Here is a 16,235-nt window from a genome sequence, read left to right as displayed (position 1 = left end):
TATCCGGGACATGAAGAGATACGGGTGATGTTCACACGAAGTTTCAGGACGGTGACATTTTTTTTAAATGAAGGAAAAGCAAACCTACAATTGGCGCGTTGTTCCACTTGCGAGAACAGGGCCTGTTGGTTTGCCAGTTGGGGACCCGCCGTATGGCTCGAGACTGACAGCCAGGGTCATTCCATCATGTAGCGCATCACGCATGTCGACCGGCACGATCATTTCCGCATCGGTATGCGGGTCAATCACGCCAAGCGACCGAGGGCTTCCGTCAGCATTTACCAGCCAAAGTTCGAGAGATTTTTGCTCCTTATCCCCCGCCGCCATTGGCGTCAGAACCATTTTCCCCGTCTCCGCGTCATAAGCCACCATGACGGCCATTGGTGTGTCGGGAGATGATAGTTCGGCCATGTATGACATACGTGTCGATGGCTGGGATGATGGTGACATAACCATCATGACCGTGGCGAAGGCCGCAGCAGCGGAAGTCAGCGCTGTCATACTTCGCCAGAAACCGAGTGAACTCCAAATTCGGAACGGGGACTCGATTTGGTGTTGAGAGAGGCCAAATAAGCGGTCTTCGACCCTGGCAAGCGTCGCCGCATCTGGTGCTATTGGTTCATAGGCATTATTGAGGCTAGAAAATTGCTCTTCCCAGTTTTTAACAAGGTCGGCAAAGGTCGTGTCGTTGAGAAGACGTTGTTCAACGGTTTTCCGGTCAGCAAACGACAAAACGCCCAGAACATACTCTGCGGCGATGATGTCATCTCGGGGATTGCTCCCTTTAGTTTGCTTCGGGCCTGTCATCTCTCCATGCACTCTTTGAGTTTGATGAGACTGCGTCTCAACCATGTCCGCATTGTATTCAATGGTACAGCGTACCGATCTGCAAGTTCCTGATAGGTCATTCCGTCCAGATAAGCGCGTTTTACGGCCTCCGCACGGGTTTCTTCCAGCTCATCGAGACACAAATCTATTGTGCGACCTGTATCCCTTTGCAATGTCGCCTGCTCCGGGTTTGGGGCTTGGTCACTCAGATCAAAAACCTCATCCAACTCGCTGGCTATCGGTTTACGCATACGAATCATATCTATTGACTGATTGCGCGCAATTGTTGCCAGCCAGCTTTCCGGAGTACCGGATATGGCCGAAAACAAATGAGAACGCTGCCAGATCTTGACGTAAACTTCCTGCAGCGCCTCGTCGGCATCTGTCCGATTTTTTAATATACGCAGGCAAATGGAGAAAAGTTTCGAGCTTGTCTGGTTGTAAAGCACAACAAAGGCCTTGCGATCGGATAGCGCAATATTGCTTATCAAGCGGGCAAGGTCTTCGTTTGGCATTTCTCCATCCCGATGTCACAAAGAACAAAACGTTCTTGCGTTCTCTAAGAGTCGACTTTTGAACGTATAGCTCGTGGCAAGTCGCAACAAACTCTCTTGCCGAAGGCCTGCGCGGTTTGCTTTTTATTTGGTCTGGGTGAGGAAAATCTTCACTGCAAATAGCGAGAAGACCCCCGCGATCGTATAATCTAGCCCGCGCAGAACCTTGCGATTACGCTGCAGCCATGAAGACAGGGCATCCGCGGCAATGACAATGCCGATACCGATTGGCAGCGCGACGATAATTGACCAAATGCCCAGGAAGATCAGCTTGCCGGTGACGTGCGGATCCGATGCGCTGACGAACTGCGGCAGGAACGTCATGAAGAAGATAATGACCTTCGGGTTCAGAAGATTGACCCACAGTCCGTTCACAAGCGCGGAAACCCACGATCCTTGTGTCTTTTCTTCTGCCGGTTTCGCCATCACGAAATCGGAACCTTTGCGAATGGCCTGAATGGCCAGCCAGACGAGGTAGGCAGCGCCACCTGTCTTCAAGATCAAAAAGGCGGTCGGTGAGGCAACGATGAGGGCGGCAACACCAAATGCCACCAGCATGGTGTGAACGGTAATGCCAAGATTGGTACCGACCAGGGTCATGAAGCCAGCAGCACGCCCCTCACGCAGGGAGCGGCTGATCCACAGCGTCATGTCAGGACCGGGCGTGACAGCCAAAAGCAGAATAGCGATGGTGAATGCAATGAGAGTTGGCAGGCTTGGCACGAAATCCATGAGAATGGTACCCGGTTAATGTGTCCTTTGGCCAAGCTGTAGCGGTATTTTCTAATTCTGCCAATCGTTGCTTATATTAGGCTTGCGGAAAATGATCGTGGTGGTGCCGTGCTGTTCCGCAAAACCAGCTTCACATCCAAAATTTGACTGCTTGCCAGTTCCTCGTCATTCAGGATGGCACTTACTGCCTTGGCTGCGATGTCTTCAAATGGCTGCTGCATTGTTGTCAGGGCTGGTGTGCTCAAGGCGGCCTCTGGAACACCGTCAAAACCGATGACCGAGACATCGTTGGGAACAGATATGCCACGTTCAGTTAGCCACTGTATGGCGTAAAGCGCGATACGATCCGACATGGCAAGCAGTGCTGTTGGTGGTTCAGGTGCCGAAAACAGCGCTTCCAATGCGTTAACGACGCTCTTTTTGTCGTTGAGCGTGGCGTGGATCGCAACGTCTTGCGGATTGATGTCGAAGTCCCGTAGGGCATCGAAATAACCTTCGATGCGCAGTCTCGCGCTGGATGACATTGCAGAGGTTACCGCCTCTGGTTTCACCGTTCCCGGAACTGCCGAGCGGTGGGTGATCGCCAGGACGGCAAAGTTCTTGTGGCCAAGTTCTGCCAGGTGTCGGGCAGCGGTTTCTGCACCCTTGCGATTATCAATTTCGATGATCGGAAAGCCGTCTTCGGCGTTTTCCAGCGCCAGCGCGACGCAGGGAACTTGCCGCTGCCGGCTGAGATCAACCAGCCTTGCGCCTTCTTTGACGCAGAGAAGAATAAAACCATCAACCAGAGCGCTGTTGATATTCCAGGCCAGTTTTTGCTGATTGCGGGCAGAAACCAGTGCAATGCCAGTGCCGGTTTCATCGCAAACATCACTGACAGCCTTCATCATGGCGCGTGCCCATGGGTCATCAAAGAAATAGGAGAGCGGCTCCAATGATGCGACGCCGATGGCGTTGAACTTGCCGGCACGCAGCAGTCGGCCCTTCACGTCAGGTCCTTTATAGCCAAGATCCCGCGCGATACCGAGCACACGTTCGCGGACTTCTTCACGGACGATTTCCGGCCGGCTGAAAACATTCGATGCCGTACCTTGGGAAACCCCTGCCGCCTTGGCGATATCTGCCAGTCTTATCGGGCCTTTTGTCAAAACCACTCCTTTTTTTCTTCATAAAAAGTAGCAGCTTTTTGTATCGGTTCAAGAAACGTTTGACAGAGCGAATTTTTGCGTAATATTGAATCGGTTCAATTTGATTTCCATATTGTTATTGAATCGATTCAATTTTGAGGTGACGAAATGCATCCCTTGTACGAGGATATGTTCCGCGAAAGGTGGGGCAGCCTGTCTTATTGCGACGAGAAAATTAATGCGTGTGATCTAAAACCGGCGCACAACCAATGCGGTGATCATGGCGGTCACAACGCGAGCAACAATTTTGGACCGGAACGGCAGAGGAAAAAAAAGACCATGCTGTCGAAAGCCTGGTCTTTCTGTTTGCCGATCGATGAACGGTATCGGTGAACGCGGATATCGCGACGCCAGCTATCTACTGCTGCGCCTTGAGAAAGGAATCAAAAGCGCCGGTGTAATCTCCATGCCAACGTGACAGAGGTGGCCTGTTTTCAACGATATCGCCTGCGGCCCAGAGAATACGCTTTTCGTCTGTCTTTCTGTCCACTTCGCCGTCCGGGCACAGTATATAGAAATCACCGTGACCAATGCTTTCCAGCATGAACTCAATGGTTTGTTCCGGTGTCCATGCCCCCTCAGGTTTTTCCGTGCGACCATTGGCCGTGAGGTTGGTAAAGACAAAACCGGGGATCAGCATATGGGCGGTGATCGCGCAATCGGCAACGTTGCGCAGTTCATGCTGCAGTGCCTCAGTAAAGGCTTTGACACCGGCTTTTGAAACATTATAGGCCGGATCGCCCGGAGGGGTGGTGATGCCTTGTTTGGAGCCGGTATTGATGATCAGGCCCGGCTCGCCATGGCCAATCATGCCTGGTCCAAACACTCGGCTGCCATTGATGACGCCGAGCAGGTTGACGCCAAACACATTTTCCCAATTGGTCTGCGGGCCAAAGATCGAGCTGCCCGGCTGAATTCCGGCATTGTTCATCAACACATGCACCCGACCGAAACGCTGGATGACGGCGCGTTCCAGTGCGCCGAGGTCATCGGGTTTTGAAACATCAGACGCAATCGACACGACCTGCGCTTCGCCTTCCTCGGCCTCTGCCAACACATCGGCGTAAGCATTGGCCAAGTTGTCGCCCTCCAGATCCGCCAGCACGACACTCATACCGAGACTTGCGAATTTTTTTGCTGCCGCCAGCCCTATCCCCGAAGCGGCCCCTGTGATGACCGCGACATTGCCTTGCGCGAATGCTGGATGCGGATTGCTCATCGGTCTCTCCTCAAACCTTCCCTTCAGAGCGAAGATGCCCGGATGGCTTAATTCACGAGGACGGATTTTGTTCCCGATGGAATTTCACTTGCTCTGACACTGCCTTTCACCGGTTTTCCTTGCGTGCGCCAATAAACTCGCTAAAAGTGCCGCATTCCCAAGGAAATGGCGAACTCATCGCTCGCCGGTACGCAGATGGACATCACTCATGGCACTTCCGAAAGACGTTAAGAAAGTCGTTCTCGCCTATTCTGGCGGTCTCGATACCTCGATCATCCTGAAATGGCTCCAGACCGAACTCGGTGCGGAAGTCGTAACCTTCACAGCTGACCTTGGTCAGGGCGAAGAGCTGGAACCAGCACGCAAGAAGGCCGAGATGCTGGGCATCAAGGAAATCTTCGTTGAGGACGTCCGCGAAGAATTCGTGCGTGATTTCGTATTCCCAATGTTCCGCGCCAACGCTGTTTATGAAGGCGTCTATCTGTTGGGCACGTCCATTGCGCGTCCGCTGATTTCCAAGCACCTCATCGATATTGCCAAGAAGACCGGCGCAGACGCGATTGCCCACGGCGCAACCGGCAAGGGCAACGACCAGGTTCGCTTCGAACTTTCGGCCTATGCGCTGAACCCTGATATCAAGATCATTGCTCCATGGCGCGACTGGGCCTTCAAGAGCCGTACTGATCTGCTGAAGTTCGCCGAAGAAAACCAGATCCCGGTTGCCAAGGACAAGAAGGGCGAGGCGCCATTCTCCGTCGACGCCAACCTGCTGCATTCCTCTTCCGAGGGCAAGGTTCTGGAAGACCCGGCTGTCGAGGCTCCGGAATATGTGCACATGCGCACGATCTCTCCGGAAGCTGCACCGGATCAGGCCACAACCATCAAGATCGGATTCCGTAAGGGCGATGCCTGCTCGATCAACGGTGTTGAAATGTCGCCGGCAACCTTGCTTGCTGCGCTGAACAATTACGGTCGTGATAATGGCATCGGTCGTCTCGACCTCGTTGAGAACCGTTTTGTTGGCATGAAGTCGCGTGGCGTTTACGAAACACCTGGCGGTACAATCCTGTTGGCTGCTCACCGCGCCATCGAATCCATCACGCTTGACCGTGGTGCAGCCCATCTCAAGGATGAGCTGATGCCACGTTACGCCGAGTTGATCTATTACGGCTTCTGGTTCTCGCCAGAGCGCGAAATGCTGCAGGCACTGATCGACAAGAGCCAGGAGCATGTTGAAGGCGAAGTCACGTTGAAACTCTACAAGGGCAATGTGATGGTGACTGGCCGCGAAAGCGACAAGTCGCTCTACTCCGACAAGCTGGTGACGTTTGAAGACGACCAGGGTGCCTACGACCAGAAGGATGCAGCTGGCTTCATCAAGCTCAACGCACTTCGTCTGCGCACCCTCGCAAAGCGTAATCAGGGCAAGTAATCGACAGAGCTGTGATTTAAAGAACCGCGGTGGCGACGCCGCGGTTTTTTCATGCCGTTTTGCGGGTGAAGCTGGCAAAACCGATGTAGCCAGCGATGGCCATAAATTCCATAAAAGGAATAACGGTGCCGAAGGCGAGTAGTGGAGAGCCAATAAGGGAGGCCATAACACCGGCGATAAAACCGGAACTCATCTGGATAAAACCCATCATTGCCGATGCCGAGCCAGCAATATGCGGAAAGGGCGCCATCGCGGCCGTTACAATGTAAGGCGTGATCAATGCGATGCCGAAGGTGGCAACAGCCACCGGCCCCATAATGGTAATGAACGATGGCTCCAGAAGGAAAACCGACAGGATCATCAATGTTCCGCCGATGCCCGAACAGCATAGTCCGAGAATTGCGGAGTGGCGGTCACCTAAGATTTTGACCAGAAACCGCAGCGCGACAGAACCGGAGAAATAAGCGCCTGATTGCATCAGCATGCTCAGCCCAAATCCCGTTGGCGTCAGGCCGACCTCATTGATGAGGATAAAGGACAGCATGGTGGCCTGGGCATAAAGGGCGCCAACCGAACCGGCCATAATGAGGGCGGCAAAGAGGAAACGTTTGTTTCTCAGCAATTCGGCATAGGCCCTGACGAGGTTTCCCGGTCTGATCAGCTTTCTGTCCGGCACGGTTGTCTCACGCAGGAAAAATACGACTGCGACAACCGAGATGACGCCAAAACCGACCATCAGCCAAAAAACAGAATGCCAACCAAAGGCGGCAAGCGACAGTCCGCCCATTGTCGGGCCAATAGCAGGGCCGATTGCCAGCATGACGCCGATCAGGTTGAGGATGCTGGATGCTTCAGATCCGATGAACTGGTCGCGGACAATGGCGCGCGCCACCGTCATGCCAACGGATACGCCGATACCCTGGATAAGTCGGGCGGCCAGAAGAAACTCGACCGATGGAGCAAACACCGCAATCAGCCCGCCCACCAGATAGATCGACAGAAAAACAAGGCTGGCCACTTTGCGGCCAAAAGCATCCGATGCCGGGCCGGATACAAGCTGCGCCAGCGCGAAACCTGCAAAATACAGGGCAAGGCTGATCTTGATTGCCGCTTCCGTTGTGCCGAATGCTTTGACCAGTTCCGGCATGGCCGGCGTGTAGATCGCCATGGAAATTGGCCCGATCGCCATTAGCAGGGCACCAAGAATGGCGGTGCGCCGTGTGGTCATGATCGGAGTAGGAGCGGGCAGAGGAGGCGGCATTCGTTCTGATATTCCGATTATCGCCGCTTAAGGCTGATCCTGCAGGTTTTGCAGATTGCTGTTCAGGAGGGTGAGTGACCGATGCATGGTATCAACCTCTGTCTTGGTGAGACCTTTGGTCGCCTGCGTGATCAGAGCATCGATCTCAATGCGAATTTCCTTGAGCATAACGGTCGAGGCCGGAGCGAGAAACACGCGCTTGGAGCGGCGATCCTTCTGATCCTGTTGGCGCTCGACAAGGCTCAAGCCCTCCAGCCGGTCAAGATAGGCGCAGAGGGTCATTGGCTCCACGCCGATACGGGCGGCAATTTCAGTTTGCCTGCTGCCATTGATAGCAGCGATTGTCAGCAAGGTTCGAGCTTCACCCGGCGTCAATTCCAACCCGGCAATGGAGACACGTTTTTCAAATGCGCTGTTGAACAGGCGCGCACCGGAAATGACCAGAAATGCAATCGATTGTGTTTCCTGATGCTGTGTCATGAGCCGCCTTCCATAAGGCAGACTTACTAGTTTTACCGTGGAAATCAAATCAACTTGCGAAGTATCGTGCCGCAAGGCCACAAATCAATGCGCTTTGGCTTCAAATGCTATCGATAAACGACACGACATCTTCTAGAACTTCCGCCTTGGCGGGATCACCGATGGATTGGGCAATGGTCAGTTGGTCCCGGAAATAGGAGCCAAAATCGAAATAGGTATCGTCGGTGATGTGGGTAAGATCGACTACTTCGCCCATTGCATTCAAGGCATGGGTGGGAAGTTCAGACGATAGCTCGCTATATATCGTCTGCTGTATTTGCCCGGCCTGATAATATTCAGTTGCCATGTCGCGTAATTCGCGCGGGCTCATGCTGGAGAAATTACCACGCTCATTTTGCTCTTGCGGGGCCGCAAAGGTTTCGCTGTTTGATTGTTCTTCGATACGAGGAATTTCAATTTCTGGCGTCGGATTTTTCTTGGCGCTATTGTTAAAAATGAAATTCGCGGATGTCCGTAAAGAATAAATCTCCATAATTTATATCTCCATCATGGGATATTATTGGAAAAATACATCACACGTTCAGGGTGTCGGTCAATATTCTGCACGCCTCAAAGGGCAGCGTGTCGGCTTTATGCACCGGATATTGTCGTGAGGTTTCAAAACGCCTGCAATCCCTGACTTCTTCTCTACCCTTATCCCCCTTTCTGATGCCAAATCGGGTAACATTTCCGCCTTGATGGTGGGCGCAAAAACCTCATTTTAAACCTGCGAAGCTGATTGGATTTTGACCAACGCCTGTACTATATGCGGTTTAAGGTAACAGTTCAGAGGTGAAGGCATATGACATCGCATTCCGCAGTAAATCAGGCGCTTTTTCAGTGGACCGGACCGAACGGATTGCCGCTGTTCGACGCGGTGAAAGACAGTGATTTTGCGCCAGCCTTTGATGTCGCATTGGCAAATCACGAAGCGGAAATCGAAGCGATTGCAGGCAATGCCGAGGCCGCAACCTTTGTAAACACCATCGTTGCGTTGGAAATTGCCGGCGACGAACTTTCACGTGTTTCGTCGATCTTCTGGAACAAGGCGGGCTCCAACACCAACGAGACCATTCAGGCGCTGGAGCGTGAAATCGCGCCGAAAATGTCGCGTCATTATTCGAAGATTGGTATGAATGCGCAGCTTTTTGCCCGCATCGATGCTCTCTGGGAAAAGCGTGAGACGCTTGGCCTGACGACTGAGGAAAAGCGGGTTCTGGAACGACATTGGAAGGGTTTTGTCCGCTCCGGCGCCAAGCTAGCCAAGGACCGTCAAGAACGGCTTGCTGCAATTAACGAGCAACTGGCTGGTCTTGGTGCCAAGTTTGGCCAAAACGTTCTGGCCGATGAAAAAAACTGGTCGCTGGCGTTGTCCAGTGACGAGGAGCTTGCTGGCATTCCTGCATTTTTGCGTGATGCAATGGCCTCAGCTGCCAAGGAAAAAGGTCTGGATGCGGCCTATGCGGTAACCCTGTCGCGTTCGATTATCGAACCGTTCCTGACATTTTCCGAACGTCGTGATCTGCGTGAGCAGGCGTTCAAGGCTTGGGTGGCGCGCGGTGCGAATGGTGGAGAAACCGACAATATCGACATTGTCAAACAGACGCTGGCGCTGCGTGAGGAAAAGGCCGGTCTGCTCGGTTACGAAAGCTTTGCTGCATACAAGCTGGACGACACCATGGCGAAAACGCCACAGGCGGTAAATGGCCTGTTGACCACGGTATGGGAAAAGGCTGTTGCTCGGGCCCGTGAGGAAGAAGCCGAGCTTGCCGACCTCATCCGCGAAGAAGGCCGTAATCACGAGGTTTCTCCATGGGATTGGCGTCACTACGCCGAAAAGCTGCGTGCACAGAAGTTCAATTTTTCTGAAGCCGAACTGAAGCCATATCTTCAGCTCGAAAAGATCATTGATGCCTGCTTCGACGTGGCAACACGACTATTTGGCGTTCGTGCCTCCGAGATGAAAGGCGTGACCGGTTACCATCCGGATGTGCGGGTTTTCGAAATTCGTGACGACAAGGGTGCGCTGAAAGCAATGTTCCTTGGTGATTATTTCGCGCGTCCGTCCAAGCGTTCCGGTGCGTGGATGAGCTCGTTCCAATCGCAGCACAAACTGACCCTGAAAAACGGTGTTCAGGGCGAACTGCCGATCATCTACAATGTTTGCAATTTCGCCAAGCCAGCGGAAGGCAAGCCGGCGCTGCTGTCGCTGGACGACGCCCGTACCCTGTTCCATGAATTCGGCCATGCGCTGCACGGCATGTTGTCCGACGTGACCTATCCTTCCGTTTCGGGAACCGGTGTGTCACGTGACTTCGTGGAACTGCCGTCGCAGCTTTACGAACACTGGCTGACAGTGCCGGAAATTTTCAGCACCTATGCGCTGCATTTCGAAACCGGTCAGCCAATGCCGAAAGCGTTGCTCGACAAGGTTCTGGCAGCGCAAACCTTCAATGCCGGTTTCAACACGGTGGAATATACCTCGTCGGCGTTGGTCGACATGGCGTTCCACAACCGCAGCAAGGTGAATGATCCCATGGCGGTGCAGGCTGAAGTGCTGTCTTCGCTTTCCATGCCGCAGTCTTTGGTCATGCGTCACGCCACCCCGCACTTCCAGCACGTCTTCTCCGGTGACGGATATTCTGCCGGTTATTACTCCTACATGTGGTCCGAGGTTCTGGATGCCGATGCGTTTGCGGCATTTGAGGAAAGTGGCAACCCGTTCAACGCGGAGCTTGCCCGCAAGTTGAAGGAGAATGTCTACTCGTCTGGCGGTTCCGTTGACCCTGAGGCGGCCTATCTGGCATTTCGCGGAAAAATGCCAAGCCCAGATGCGATGCTGAAAAAGCGTGGCTTAATCTAACAATATGAGGCGGGGTCATTCCCCGCCTTTTTGTTGAAAACTATGCGGAAATCGAAAGCGTTTCAGAAAACGCCAACCGCTTTGGGTTGCGCGCTTTGGCTGTCATATTTTTATGTTATTGCGTATACGCAAGGGTCATATGACATGGCCCCCCCCTTTCGCAAAACCAAAAAAAAGGTTATGAGCGCGCCAAATGAACTGGCGCACCCTCCCGAATTGAGCGCCCAACCTCAGAGATTTTGAACAATGGCAATTCGCAACATCGCGATCATCGCGCACGTTGACCATGGGAAAACAACCCTCGTTGACGAACTTCTGAAGCAGTCCGGCTCGTTCCGTGACAACCAGCGCGTTGCTGAGCGCGTTATGGACTCCAACGACCTCGAAAAAGAGCGCGGCATCACCATTCTCGCCAAGGCAACTTCGGTTGAGTGGAAGGGTGTTCGCATCAACATCGTCGACACCCCCGGCCACGCCGACTTCGGTGGTGAAGTTGAGCGTATCCTTTCGATGGTGGATGGCGCGATCGTTTTGGTCGACTCGTCTGAAGGCCCAATGCCGCAGACCAAGTTCGTTGTTTCCAAGGCGCTCAAGGTTGGTCTTCGCCCAATCGTCGCGATCAACAAGATCGACCGTCCAGACGGCCGTCATGAAGAAGTAATCAACGAAGTTTTCGACCTGTTCGCAAACCTCGATGCGACTGATGAACAGCTCGACTTCCCGATCCTCTACGGTTCTGGTCGCGATGGCTGGATGAACGTCAACCCAGAAGGTCCTAAGGATGAGGGTCTTGCACCACTTCTGGATCTGGTTCTGAAGCACGTTCCTGAGCCAACAATTGAAGAAGGTCCTTTCCGTCTGATCGGCACCATTCTGGAAGCCAACCCCTTCCTCGGCCGCATCATCACTGGTCGTATCGCATCTGGTTCGATCAAGCCTAACCAGGCCGTCAAGGTCTTGGGCCAAGATGGAAAGACCATCGAAACCGGTCGTATTTCCAAGATTCTCGCGTTCCGTGGTATTGAGCGCACAGCTATTGATGAAGCGCATGCAGGCGACATCGTTGCTATTGCCGGTCTCTCCAAGGGTACCGTTGCTGATACATTCTGTGATCCTTCGGTCACGGAAGCGATGAAGGCTCAGCCGATCGATCCGCCAACCGTTACGATGTCCTTCATCGTTAATGACAGCCCGCTTGCCGGCACAGAAGGCGACAAGGTAACGTCTCGCGTTATCCGCGACCGTCTGTTCAAGGAAGCTGAAGGCAACGTCGCTCTCAAGATCGAAGAAGCTGAAGGCAAGGATTCATTCTTCGTTTCCGGTCGTGGCGAATTGCAGCTTGCAGTTCTGATCGAAACCATGCGTCGCGAAGGTTTCGAACTTGCAGTTTCGCGTCCTCGCGTTGTGATGCAGAAGGACGAGAACGGCCAGACCATCGAGCCGATCGAAGAAGTCGTTATCGACGTTGATGAAGAACATTCCGGTGTCGTCGTTCAGAAAATGTCTGAACGTAAGGCTGAAATGACCGAACTGCGTCCATCCGGTGGTAACCGCGTTCGTTTGAAGTTCCTTGCTCCGACCCGCGGTCTGATCGGCTACCAGTCCGAACTGCTGACGGATACGCGCGGTACGGCAATCATGAACCGTTTGTTCCATGACTACCAGCCATTCAAGGGTGCTATTGCCGGTCGCGTCAACGGTGTTCTGCTGTCCAACGGTTCGGGTGAAGCGGTTGCTTACGCGATGTTTAACCTTGAAGACCGGGGTCCGATGATCATCGAGCCAGGTGAAAAGGTTTACGCCGGTATGATCATTGGTATTCATACCCGTGACAACGATCTCGAAGTGAACGTTCTGAAGGGCAAGCAGCTCACCAACATCCGCGCTGCCGGCAAGGATGAAGCTGTGAAGCTGACACCGCCAATCCGCATGACCCTTGACCGCGCATTGTCGTGGATTCAGGACGATGAGCTGATGGAAGTCACGCCAAAGTCGATCCGCCTGCGCAAGATGTTCCTTGACGCGAACGACCGCAAGCGTTTCGAAAAGTCCAAGCTTGCTGTTTGATTGACTTGAGGATTTTGATTTTAGAAAACCCGGCCATGTGCCGGGTTTTTTATTTGTGGCTTTCCATGAAAGGCGCTTGCTGCTTCGGTTAAAAAAGCGTTAACGTTGGTGCGTCGTCCACATGATAAGGTTGTGGGTAAGCTTCAGGTCGTTAACCTTTACGGCTGGCAAGTTTGCCTCGCCGGGGCCAGAAGCGCGTTATGAAAACGTTATCGATAGAGATTCGCCGAGCAGAACCGCAGGACGCGGGTGCCATTTCCCAGGCACACCGTATGTCGTGGGAACAGACCTATTCGGGTCTCATTCCACACAAGCCCCTGACGCAGATGCTGGAACGCCGTGGCGAAAGCTGGTGGCGCAAGGCGACACGCGGCTCCGCGACGATGCTGGTGGTCGAAGTGGCTGGTGTTATTGCCGGTTATGCGACGCTCGGCCTTAGCCGCGCCCGTGGCCTGCCACATGATGGCGAAGTCTATGAGTTGTATCTGCGTCCTGAATATCAGGGTATCGGCCTTGGCTCGGTACTGTTTACCGAAGCTCGCCGGCTGCTGAAATCGCTTGGCTGTGATGGCATCGTCGTCTGGTGCCTTGAAGACAGCGAACTGGCAAACCGGTTCTTCCGATCGCATGGCGGCCGCGATGTTGCAGAAGGCATGGAAGACTTTGCTGGCAAGCAACTTAAAAAAGTTGGTTACGCCTGGAAGTAAAAGGCAATACGGCAGGACACGTATTGCTTGAAACCCGCGGTCGCTATTACCGTTTTTCTTGAAATTCGGCTTCGTACCAAAGCCTGTGTTGCATTGCAGGTTGTTTCCCAGTATCGAACGATCCACCATTACACTTGGCCACCACACCTGGATTGAGGGATCACGAATGCGTATTGATGCAATTTCTATTGGTAAGAACCCGCCTGATGACGTGAACGTCATCGTAGAAGTGCCGGTTGGCGGCCACCCAATCAAATACGAGATGGACAAAGAAGCTGGCGCTCTGATCGTGGACCGCTTCCTTTATACCCCGATGACCTATCCGGGTAACTACGGTTTCGTGCCGCATACCCTGTCTGATGATGGCGATCCTATCGACGTTCTGATCTGCAACACCCGTCCGCTGGTGCCAGGTTGCGTTATCAACGTTCGTCCTATTGGCGTCATGGTCATGGAAGATGACGGCGGTCAGGACGAGAAGATCATTGCGGTTCCGGCTCCAAAGCTGACGCGCCGCTACGACAAGATCGAAAACTACACAGACCTGCCGGAAATCACGCTCAAGCAGATCGAACACTTCTTTGAGCACTACAAGGATCTTGAGCCGGGTAAGTGGGTTAAGATTGGCGGCTGGCAGAACGTAGACGTTGCCAAGAAGCTGATCGTTGAAGCCATCGAGCGCTACAAGGCTCAGGGCTGATCCAGCAGCTTTTCAAGCTTGATTATCAAGTCCTCCGGGTCGGCATCGATCCGGAGGATTTTTTTACGGGCTGTTTCGCCCGATATAAATGAAATTGTGCTCTTGGGTACGCGCAGAGATTTTGCGAGCAAAGCAATCAGGGCTTTGTTGGCCTTGCCATTCTCCGGTACGGCGCTGACACGTGCTTTCAGCACCACATCATCATCAGCACTTGTTTCCTGCTTCTCCAGCACGTCGCGCCCACCATTTGGTGTCAGGCGCACAGACAGACGCAGATGGTCATTGAACGCTGTCCACGGTCTGTCGGTCATACCAGCGCATCCTGTCGGTGAAGACATCTGCCGGTCTATAAGTTTACACCGGCAGTCCTATGGGCAGTCTGTGATGCCTTATTGGAACAGCGACAACAGGAACGGTCGGATCGGATTTTGTATGATCATCTGCAGGAAAACGATGCCAAGCAGAACGATGATCGGTGAAATGTCGATACCGCCGAGATTTGGCAGAACACGCCGGATGGGACGCAGGACTGGCTCTGTAACGTTGTATAAAAAGGCGCCAATCGAGCTGACGAACTGGTTTCTTGAATTGATGACGTTGAACGCATAGAGCCAGGAAAAAATGGCGCTTGCGATCAATATCCACCAATACAGATTCAGTGCTAAAATGATAACACTAAGCAGCGCGTCTATAATGCCTGGCATCAATATCTCCATGAGTTGCAGACAGACATTTAGACATTGCAGCTTGAACCGGCAAGACCCGCCGCAACAGGGCTGGTGATTCATGCTTAATAGCTTTATGGAAGCGCGACATAATCACGCGCCTCATCCATCTTTTGCCGTGGTCCTGCCTCATATCGATTGGCCACCAGCCGAAAGTCAAACCAATGTCTCTGCCTTCCGCTGAAAATCGCTTCGGCGCTTTCCGGCATCCCTCTTACCGCCGTTTCTTCACGGCGCGTTTCTTTTCAGCTTTTGCCGTACAGATCGTCAGCGTATCCGTCGGTTGGCAGATGTATGAGGTAACGGGTAACAGTTTCTACCTTGGCTTGATCGGCCTGTTTCAGTTTCTGCCATCGCTTCTGCTTATTCTGGTTACGGGCACCGTGGCCGACAGGCATAATCGTCGCATGATCATGGCAAGCTGCCTACTGGTTGCCTGTCTATGCGCTGGAATGCTGCTGGGATTGACGCTGACGCATAATTTCGTGCCGTGGCTGGTATTTCTCATCCTCGTGATCTTCGGCATTGAGAGGGCGTTTATGGGCCCTGCCGTGCAATCGCTTGCCCCCAACCTTGTCCCAGCAGAAGACCTGCCCAATGCGATTGCCTGGAACTCATCGTCCTGGCAGATGGCATCGATCATGGGCCCGGTTGCCGGCGGCCTGCTATATGGCGCTGGCGCATGGATTGCATATTCAGTGGCGCTCGCGCTGTTTGCCCTTTCCGCTGTATTGGCCTTCTCCATCAAGAAGCCGGAACAACGCAGCCCGGCCCGTGCCGTATCTCTGGAAAGCATGCTGGCAGGCTTTCGCTTCATCTCGCAGGAAAAAATCGTTCTCGGCGCGATCTCGCTTGATCTGTTTGCCGTGCTGCTCGGCGGTGCGGTGGCGCTGATGCCGATTTTTGCCAAGGAAGTGCTGACACTTGGTCCTTGGGGCCTTGGTCTTCTGCGTGCGGCACCCGGCATTGGTGCAATCGTGGTTGCGGCTTTTCTGGCCTTTAACCCCATTCGTCATCATGCCGGCATGCTGATGTTTGTCGGCGTAGCGCTGTTTGGTGTGGCGACTATTGTATTTGGCCTGTCCCAGACCGCATGGGTTTCCATTGGTGCGCTGATGGCGATGGGTGCTGCTGACATGGTGTCGGTTTATGTGCGTGAAACGCTGATTGCGCTCTGGACGCCGGACGAGGTGCGTGGTCGCGTCAATGCCGTCAACATGGTGTTTGTCGGCGCATCCAATGAACTGGGCGAGTTTCGCGCTGGTACCATGGCTCACGTGATCGGCGCTGTCCCGGCCGTGGTGATTGGCGGTTTTGGAACACTGGCTGTGGCGGTCGTCTGGGCGTTGAGCTTCCCGAAGCTGCGCAGAGTCGACAGTCTGGATATGCCGAAACATCTCTAGACGTTCTTCCATCGTCAAATTCGGGGCAGGTGTCCGGC

The 16,235-nt window shown here is 53.5% G+C and carries 16 protein-coding genes; 6 read left to right on the top strand and 10 right to left on the bottom strand.

The window, feature by feature from the left end; translation table 11 throughout:
* Nucleotides 1-84: 84 nt before the first annotated feature.
* The 5 genes from ACZ5FM_RS15610 to ACZ5FM_RS15590 all read right to left on the bottom strand — a co-directional run bounded on the left by ACZ5FM_RS15610 (nt 85) and on the right by ACZ5FM_RS15590 (nt 4,520).
* Nucleotides 85-852 (bottom strand): anti-sigma factor, encoded by a 768-nt coding sequence (locus ACZ5FM_RS15610; protein WP_464039177.1) that lies wholly within the window; start codon nt 850-852, stop codon nt 85-87.
* Nucleotides 804-1,343 carry a sigma-70 family RNA polymerase sigma factor gene (locus ACZ5FM_RS15605; protein ID WP_250984267.1) on the bottom strand — a complete coding sequence of 180 codons (540 nt, stop codon included), beginning with the start codon at nt 1,341-1,343 and terminating at the stop codon, nt 804-806. Before ACZ5FM_RS15605 ends, ACZ5FM_RS15610 begins: the two co-directional genes overlap by 49 nt.
* Nucleotides 1,344-1,466: 123 nt before the next feature.
* Nucleotides 1,467-2,114 (bottom strand): LysE family translocator, encoded by a 648-nt coding sequence (locus tag ACZ5FM_RS15600; protein ID WP_250984268.1) that lies wholly within the window; start codon nt 2,112-2,114, stop codon nt 1,467-1,469.
* Between the two features lie 71 nt (nt 2,115-2,185).
* Nucleotides 2,186-3,262 carry a LacI family DNA-binding transcriptional regulator gene (locus ACZ5FM_RS15595; RefSeq protein WP_250984269.1) on the bottom strand — a complete coding sequence of 359 codons (1,077 nt, stop codon included), beginning with the start codon at nt 3,260-3,262 and terminating at the stop codon, nt 2,186-2,188.
* Nucleotides 3,263-3,659: 397 nt separating this feature from the next.
* Entirely contained in the window at nt 3,660-4,520 is an 861-nt protein-coding gene (locus tag ACZ5FM_RS15590; protein ID WP_192490432.1) for an SDR family NAD(P)-dependent oxidoreductase, read from the bottom strand.
* A 208-nt stretch (nt 4,521-4,728) separates the two neighbouring features.
* On the opposite strand from ACZ5FM_RS15590, the gene ACZ5FM_RS15585 reads away from it, so the two are divergent.
* Nucleotides 4,729-5,952 (top strand): argininosuccinate synthase, encoded by a 1,224-nt coding sequence (locus ACZ5FM_RS15585; protein ID WP_192490431.1) that lies wholly within the window; start codon nt 4,729-4,731, stop codon nt 5,950-5,952.
* A 49-nt stretch (nt 5,953-6,001) separates the two neighbouring features.
* Here the strand turns inward: ACZ5FM_RS15585 and ACZ5FM_RS15580 are convergent, their stop codons facing one another.
* From ACZ5FM_RS15580 to ACZ5FM_RS15570, 3 genes are all read right to left on the bottom strand, one after another.
* The gene (locus tag ACZ5FM_RS15580) at nt 6,002-7,180 is read right to left on the bottom strand and encodes a multidrug effflux MFS transporter (protein ID WP_464040481.1); all 1,179 of its coding nucleotides are present in this window, start codon (nt 7,178-7,180) and stop codon (nt 6,002-6,004) included.
* A gap of 60 nt (nt 7,181-7,240) precedes the next feature.
* Nucleotides 7,241-7,693: a MarR family winged helix-turn-helix transcriptional regulator gene (locus ACZ5FM_RS15575; protein ID WP_192490430.1), complete on the bottom strand. Its 453-nt coding sequence runs from the start codon at nt 7,691-7,693 to the stop codon at nt 7,241-7,243.
* 100 nt (nt 7,694-7,793) lie between these two features.
* Entirely contained in the window at nt 7,794-8,225 is a 432-nt protein-coding gene (locus tag ACZ5FM_RS15570; RefSeq protein WP_464039176.1) for a hypothetical protein, read from the bottom strand.
* A 309-nt stretch (nt 8,226-8,534) separates the two neighbouring features.
* Here ACZ5FM_RS15570 and ACZ5FM_RS15565 point away from each other — a divergent pair, with 309 nt between their 5' ends.
* The 4 genes from ACZ5FM_RS15565 (at nt 8,535) to ppa (ending at nt 14,069) form a co-directional block, all read left to right on the top strand.
* A complete protein-coding gene (locus ACZ5FM_RS15565; protein WP_464039175.1) occupies nt 8,535-10,595 on the top strand; it encodes a M3 family metallopeptidase in 2,061 nt (686 codons plus the stop codon).
* 246 nt (nt 10,596-10,841) lie between these two features.
* Complete coding sequence (gene typA, locus ACZ5FM_RS15560) at nt 10,842-12,662, top strand: translational GTPase TypA (protein WP_192490427.1); 1,821 nt, start codon at nt 10,842-10,844, stop codon at nt 12,660-12,662.
* A 200-nt stretch (nt 12,663-12,862) separates the two neighbouring features.
* A complete protein-coding gene (locus ACZ5FM_RS15555) occupies nt 12,863-13,369 on the top strand; it encodes a GNAT family N-acetyltransferase (RefSeq protein ID WP_192490426.1) in 507 nt (168 codons plus the stop codon).
* A gap of 166 nt (nt 13,370-13,535) precedes the next feature.
* Complete coding sequence (ppa, locus tag ACZ5FM_RS15550) at nt 13,536-14,069, top strand: inorganic diphosphatase (RefSeq protein ID WP_192490425.1); 534 nt, start codon at nt 13,536-13,538, stop codon at nt 14,067-14,069.
* Here ppa and ACZ5FM_RS15545 read toward each other — a convergent pair.
* Both ACZ5FM_RS15545 and ACZ5FM_RS15540 read right to left on the bottom strand, forming a co-directional pair.
* Entirely contained in the window at nt 14,060-14,380 is a 321-nt protein-coding gene (locus ACZ5FM_RS15545; RefSeq protein WP_275643656.1) for a DUF167 domain-containing protein, read from the bottom strand. The two genes, ppa and ACZ5FM_RS15545, sit on opposite strands and share 10 nt — an antisense overlap.
* 78 nt (nt 14,381-14,458) lie before the next feature.
* Nucleotides 14,459-14,773 (bottom strand): YggT family protein, encoded by a 315-nt coding sequence (locus ACZ5FM_RS15540; protein WP_192490423.1) that lies wholly within the window; start codon nt 14,771-14,773, stop codon nt 14,459-14,461.
* A gap of 185 nt (nt 14,774-14,958) precedes the next feature.
* Here ACZ5FM_RS15540 and ACZ5FM_RS15535 point away from each other — a divergent pair, with 185 nt between their 5' ends.
* A complete protein-coding gene (locus tag ACZ5FM_RS15535) occupies nt 14,959-16,197 on the top strand; it encodes an MFS transporter (protein ID WP_464039173.1) in 1,239 nt (412 codons plus the stop codon).
* Nucleotides 16,198-16,235: the final 38 nt, after the last annotated feature.

The sequence above is a fragment of the Agrobacterium sp. 5Ca50 genome (assembly GCF_055381905.1).
The sequence above is the reverse complement of the archived record's forward strand: the minus strand, read 5'-3'. Positions and strand labels throughout refer to the sequence as shown.

Excerpts from the sequence above, each read along its gene's own strand:
- ACZ5FM_RS15610 (WP_464039177.1), bottom strand. The coding sequence starts at position 852 with ATGGTTGAGACGCAGTCTCATCAAACTCAAAGAGTGCATGGAGAGATG.
- ACZ5FM_RS15605 (WP_250984267.1), bottom strand. The coding sequence starts at position 1,343 with ATGCCAAACGAAGACCTTGCCCGCTTGATAAGCAATATTGCGCTATCC.
- ACZ5FM_RS15600 (WP_250984268.1), bottom strand. The coding sequence starts at position 2,114 with ATGGATTTCGTGCCAAGCCTGCCAACTCTCATTGCATTCACCATCGCT.
- ACZ5FM_RS15590 (WP_192490432.1), bottom strand. The coding sequence starts at position 4,520 with ATGAGCAATCCGCATCCAGCATTCGCGCAAGGCAATGTCGCGGTCATC.
- ACZ5FM_RS15585 (WP_192490431.1), top strand. The coding sequence starts at position 4,729 with ATGGCACTTCCGAAAGACGTTAAGAAAGTCGTTCTCGCCTATTCTGGC.
- ACZ5FM_RS15580 (WP_464040481.1), bottom strand. The coding sequence starts at position 7,180 with ATGACCACACGGCGCACCGCCATTCTTGGTGCCCTGCTAATGGCGATC.
- ACZ5FM_RS15575 (WP_192490430.1), bottom strand. The coding sequence starts at position 7,693 with ATGACACAGCATCAGGAAACACAATCGATTGCATTTCTGGTCATTTCC.
- ACZ5FM_RS15570 (WP_464039176.1), bottom strand. The coding sequence starts at position 8,225 with ATGGAGATTTATTCTTTACGGACATCCGCGAATTTCATTTTTAACAAT.
- ACZ5FM_RS15565 (WP_464039175.1), top strand. The coding sequence starts at position 8,535 with ATGACATCGCATTCCGCAGTAAATCAGGCGCTTTTTCAGTGGACCGGA.
- typA (WP_192490427.1), top strand. The coding sequence starts at position 10,842 with ATGGCAATTCGCAACATCGCGATCATCGCGCACGTTGACCATGGGAAA.
- ACZ5FM_RS15555 (WP_192490426.1), top strand. The coding sequence starts at position 12,863 with ATGAAAACGTTATCGATAGAGATTCGCCGAGCAGAACCGCAGGACGCG.
- ppa (WP_192490425.1), top strand. The coding sequence starts at position 13,536 with ATGCGTATTGATGCAATTTCTATTGGTAAGAACCCGCCTGATGACGTG.
- ACZ5FM_RS15545 (WP_275643656.1), bottom strand. The coding sequence starts at position 14,380 with ATGACCGACAGACCGTGGACAGCGTTCAATGACCATCTGCGTCTGTCT.
- ACZ5FM_RS15540 (WP_192490423.1), bottom strand. The coding sequence starts at position 14,773 with ATGCCAGGCATTATAGACGCGCTGCTTAGTGTTATCATTTTAGCACTG.
- ACZ5FM_RS15535 (WP_464039173.1), top strand. The coding sequence starts at position 14,959 with ATGTCTCTGCCTTCCGCTGAAAATCGCTTCGGCGCTTTCCGGCATCCC.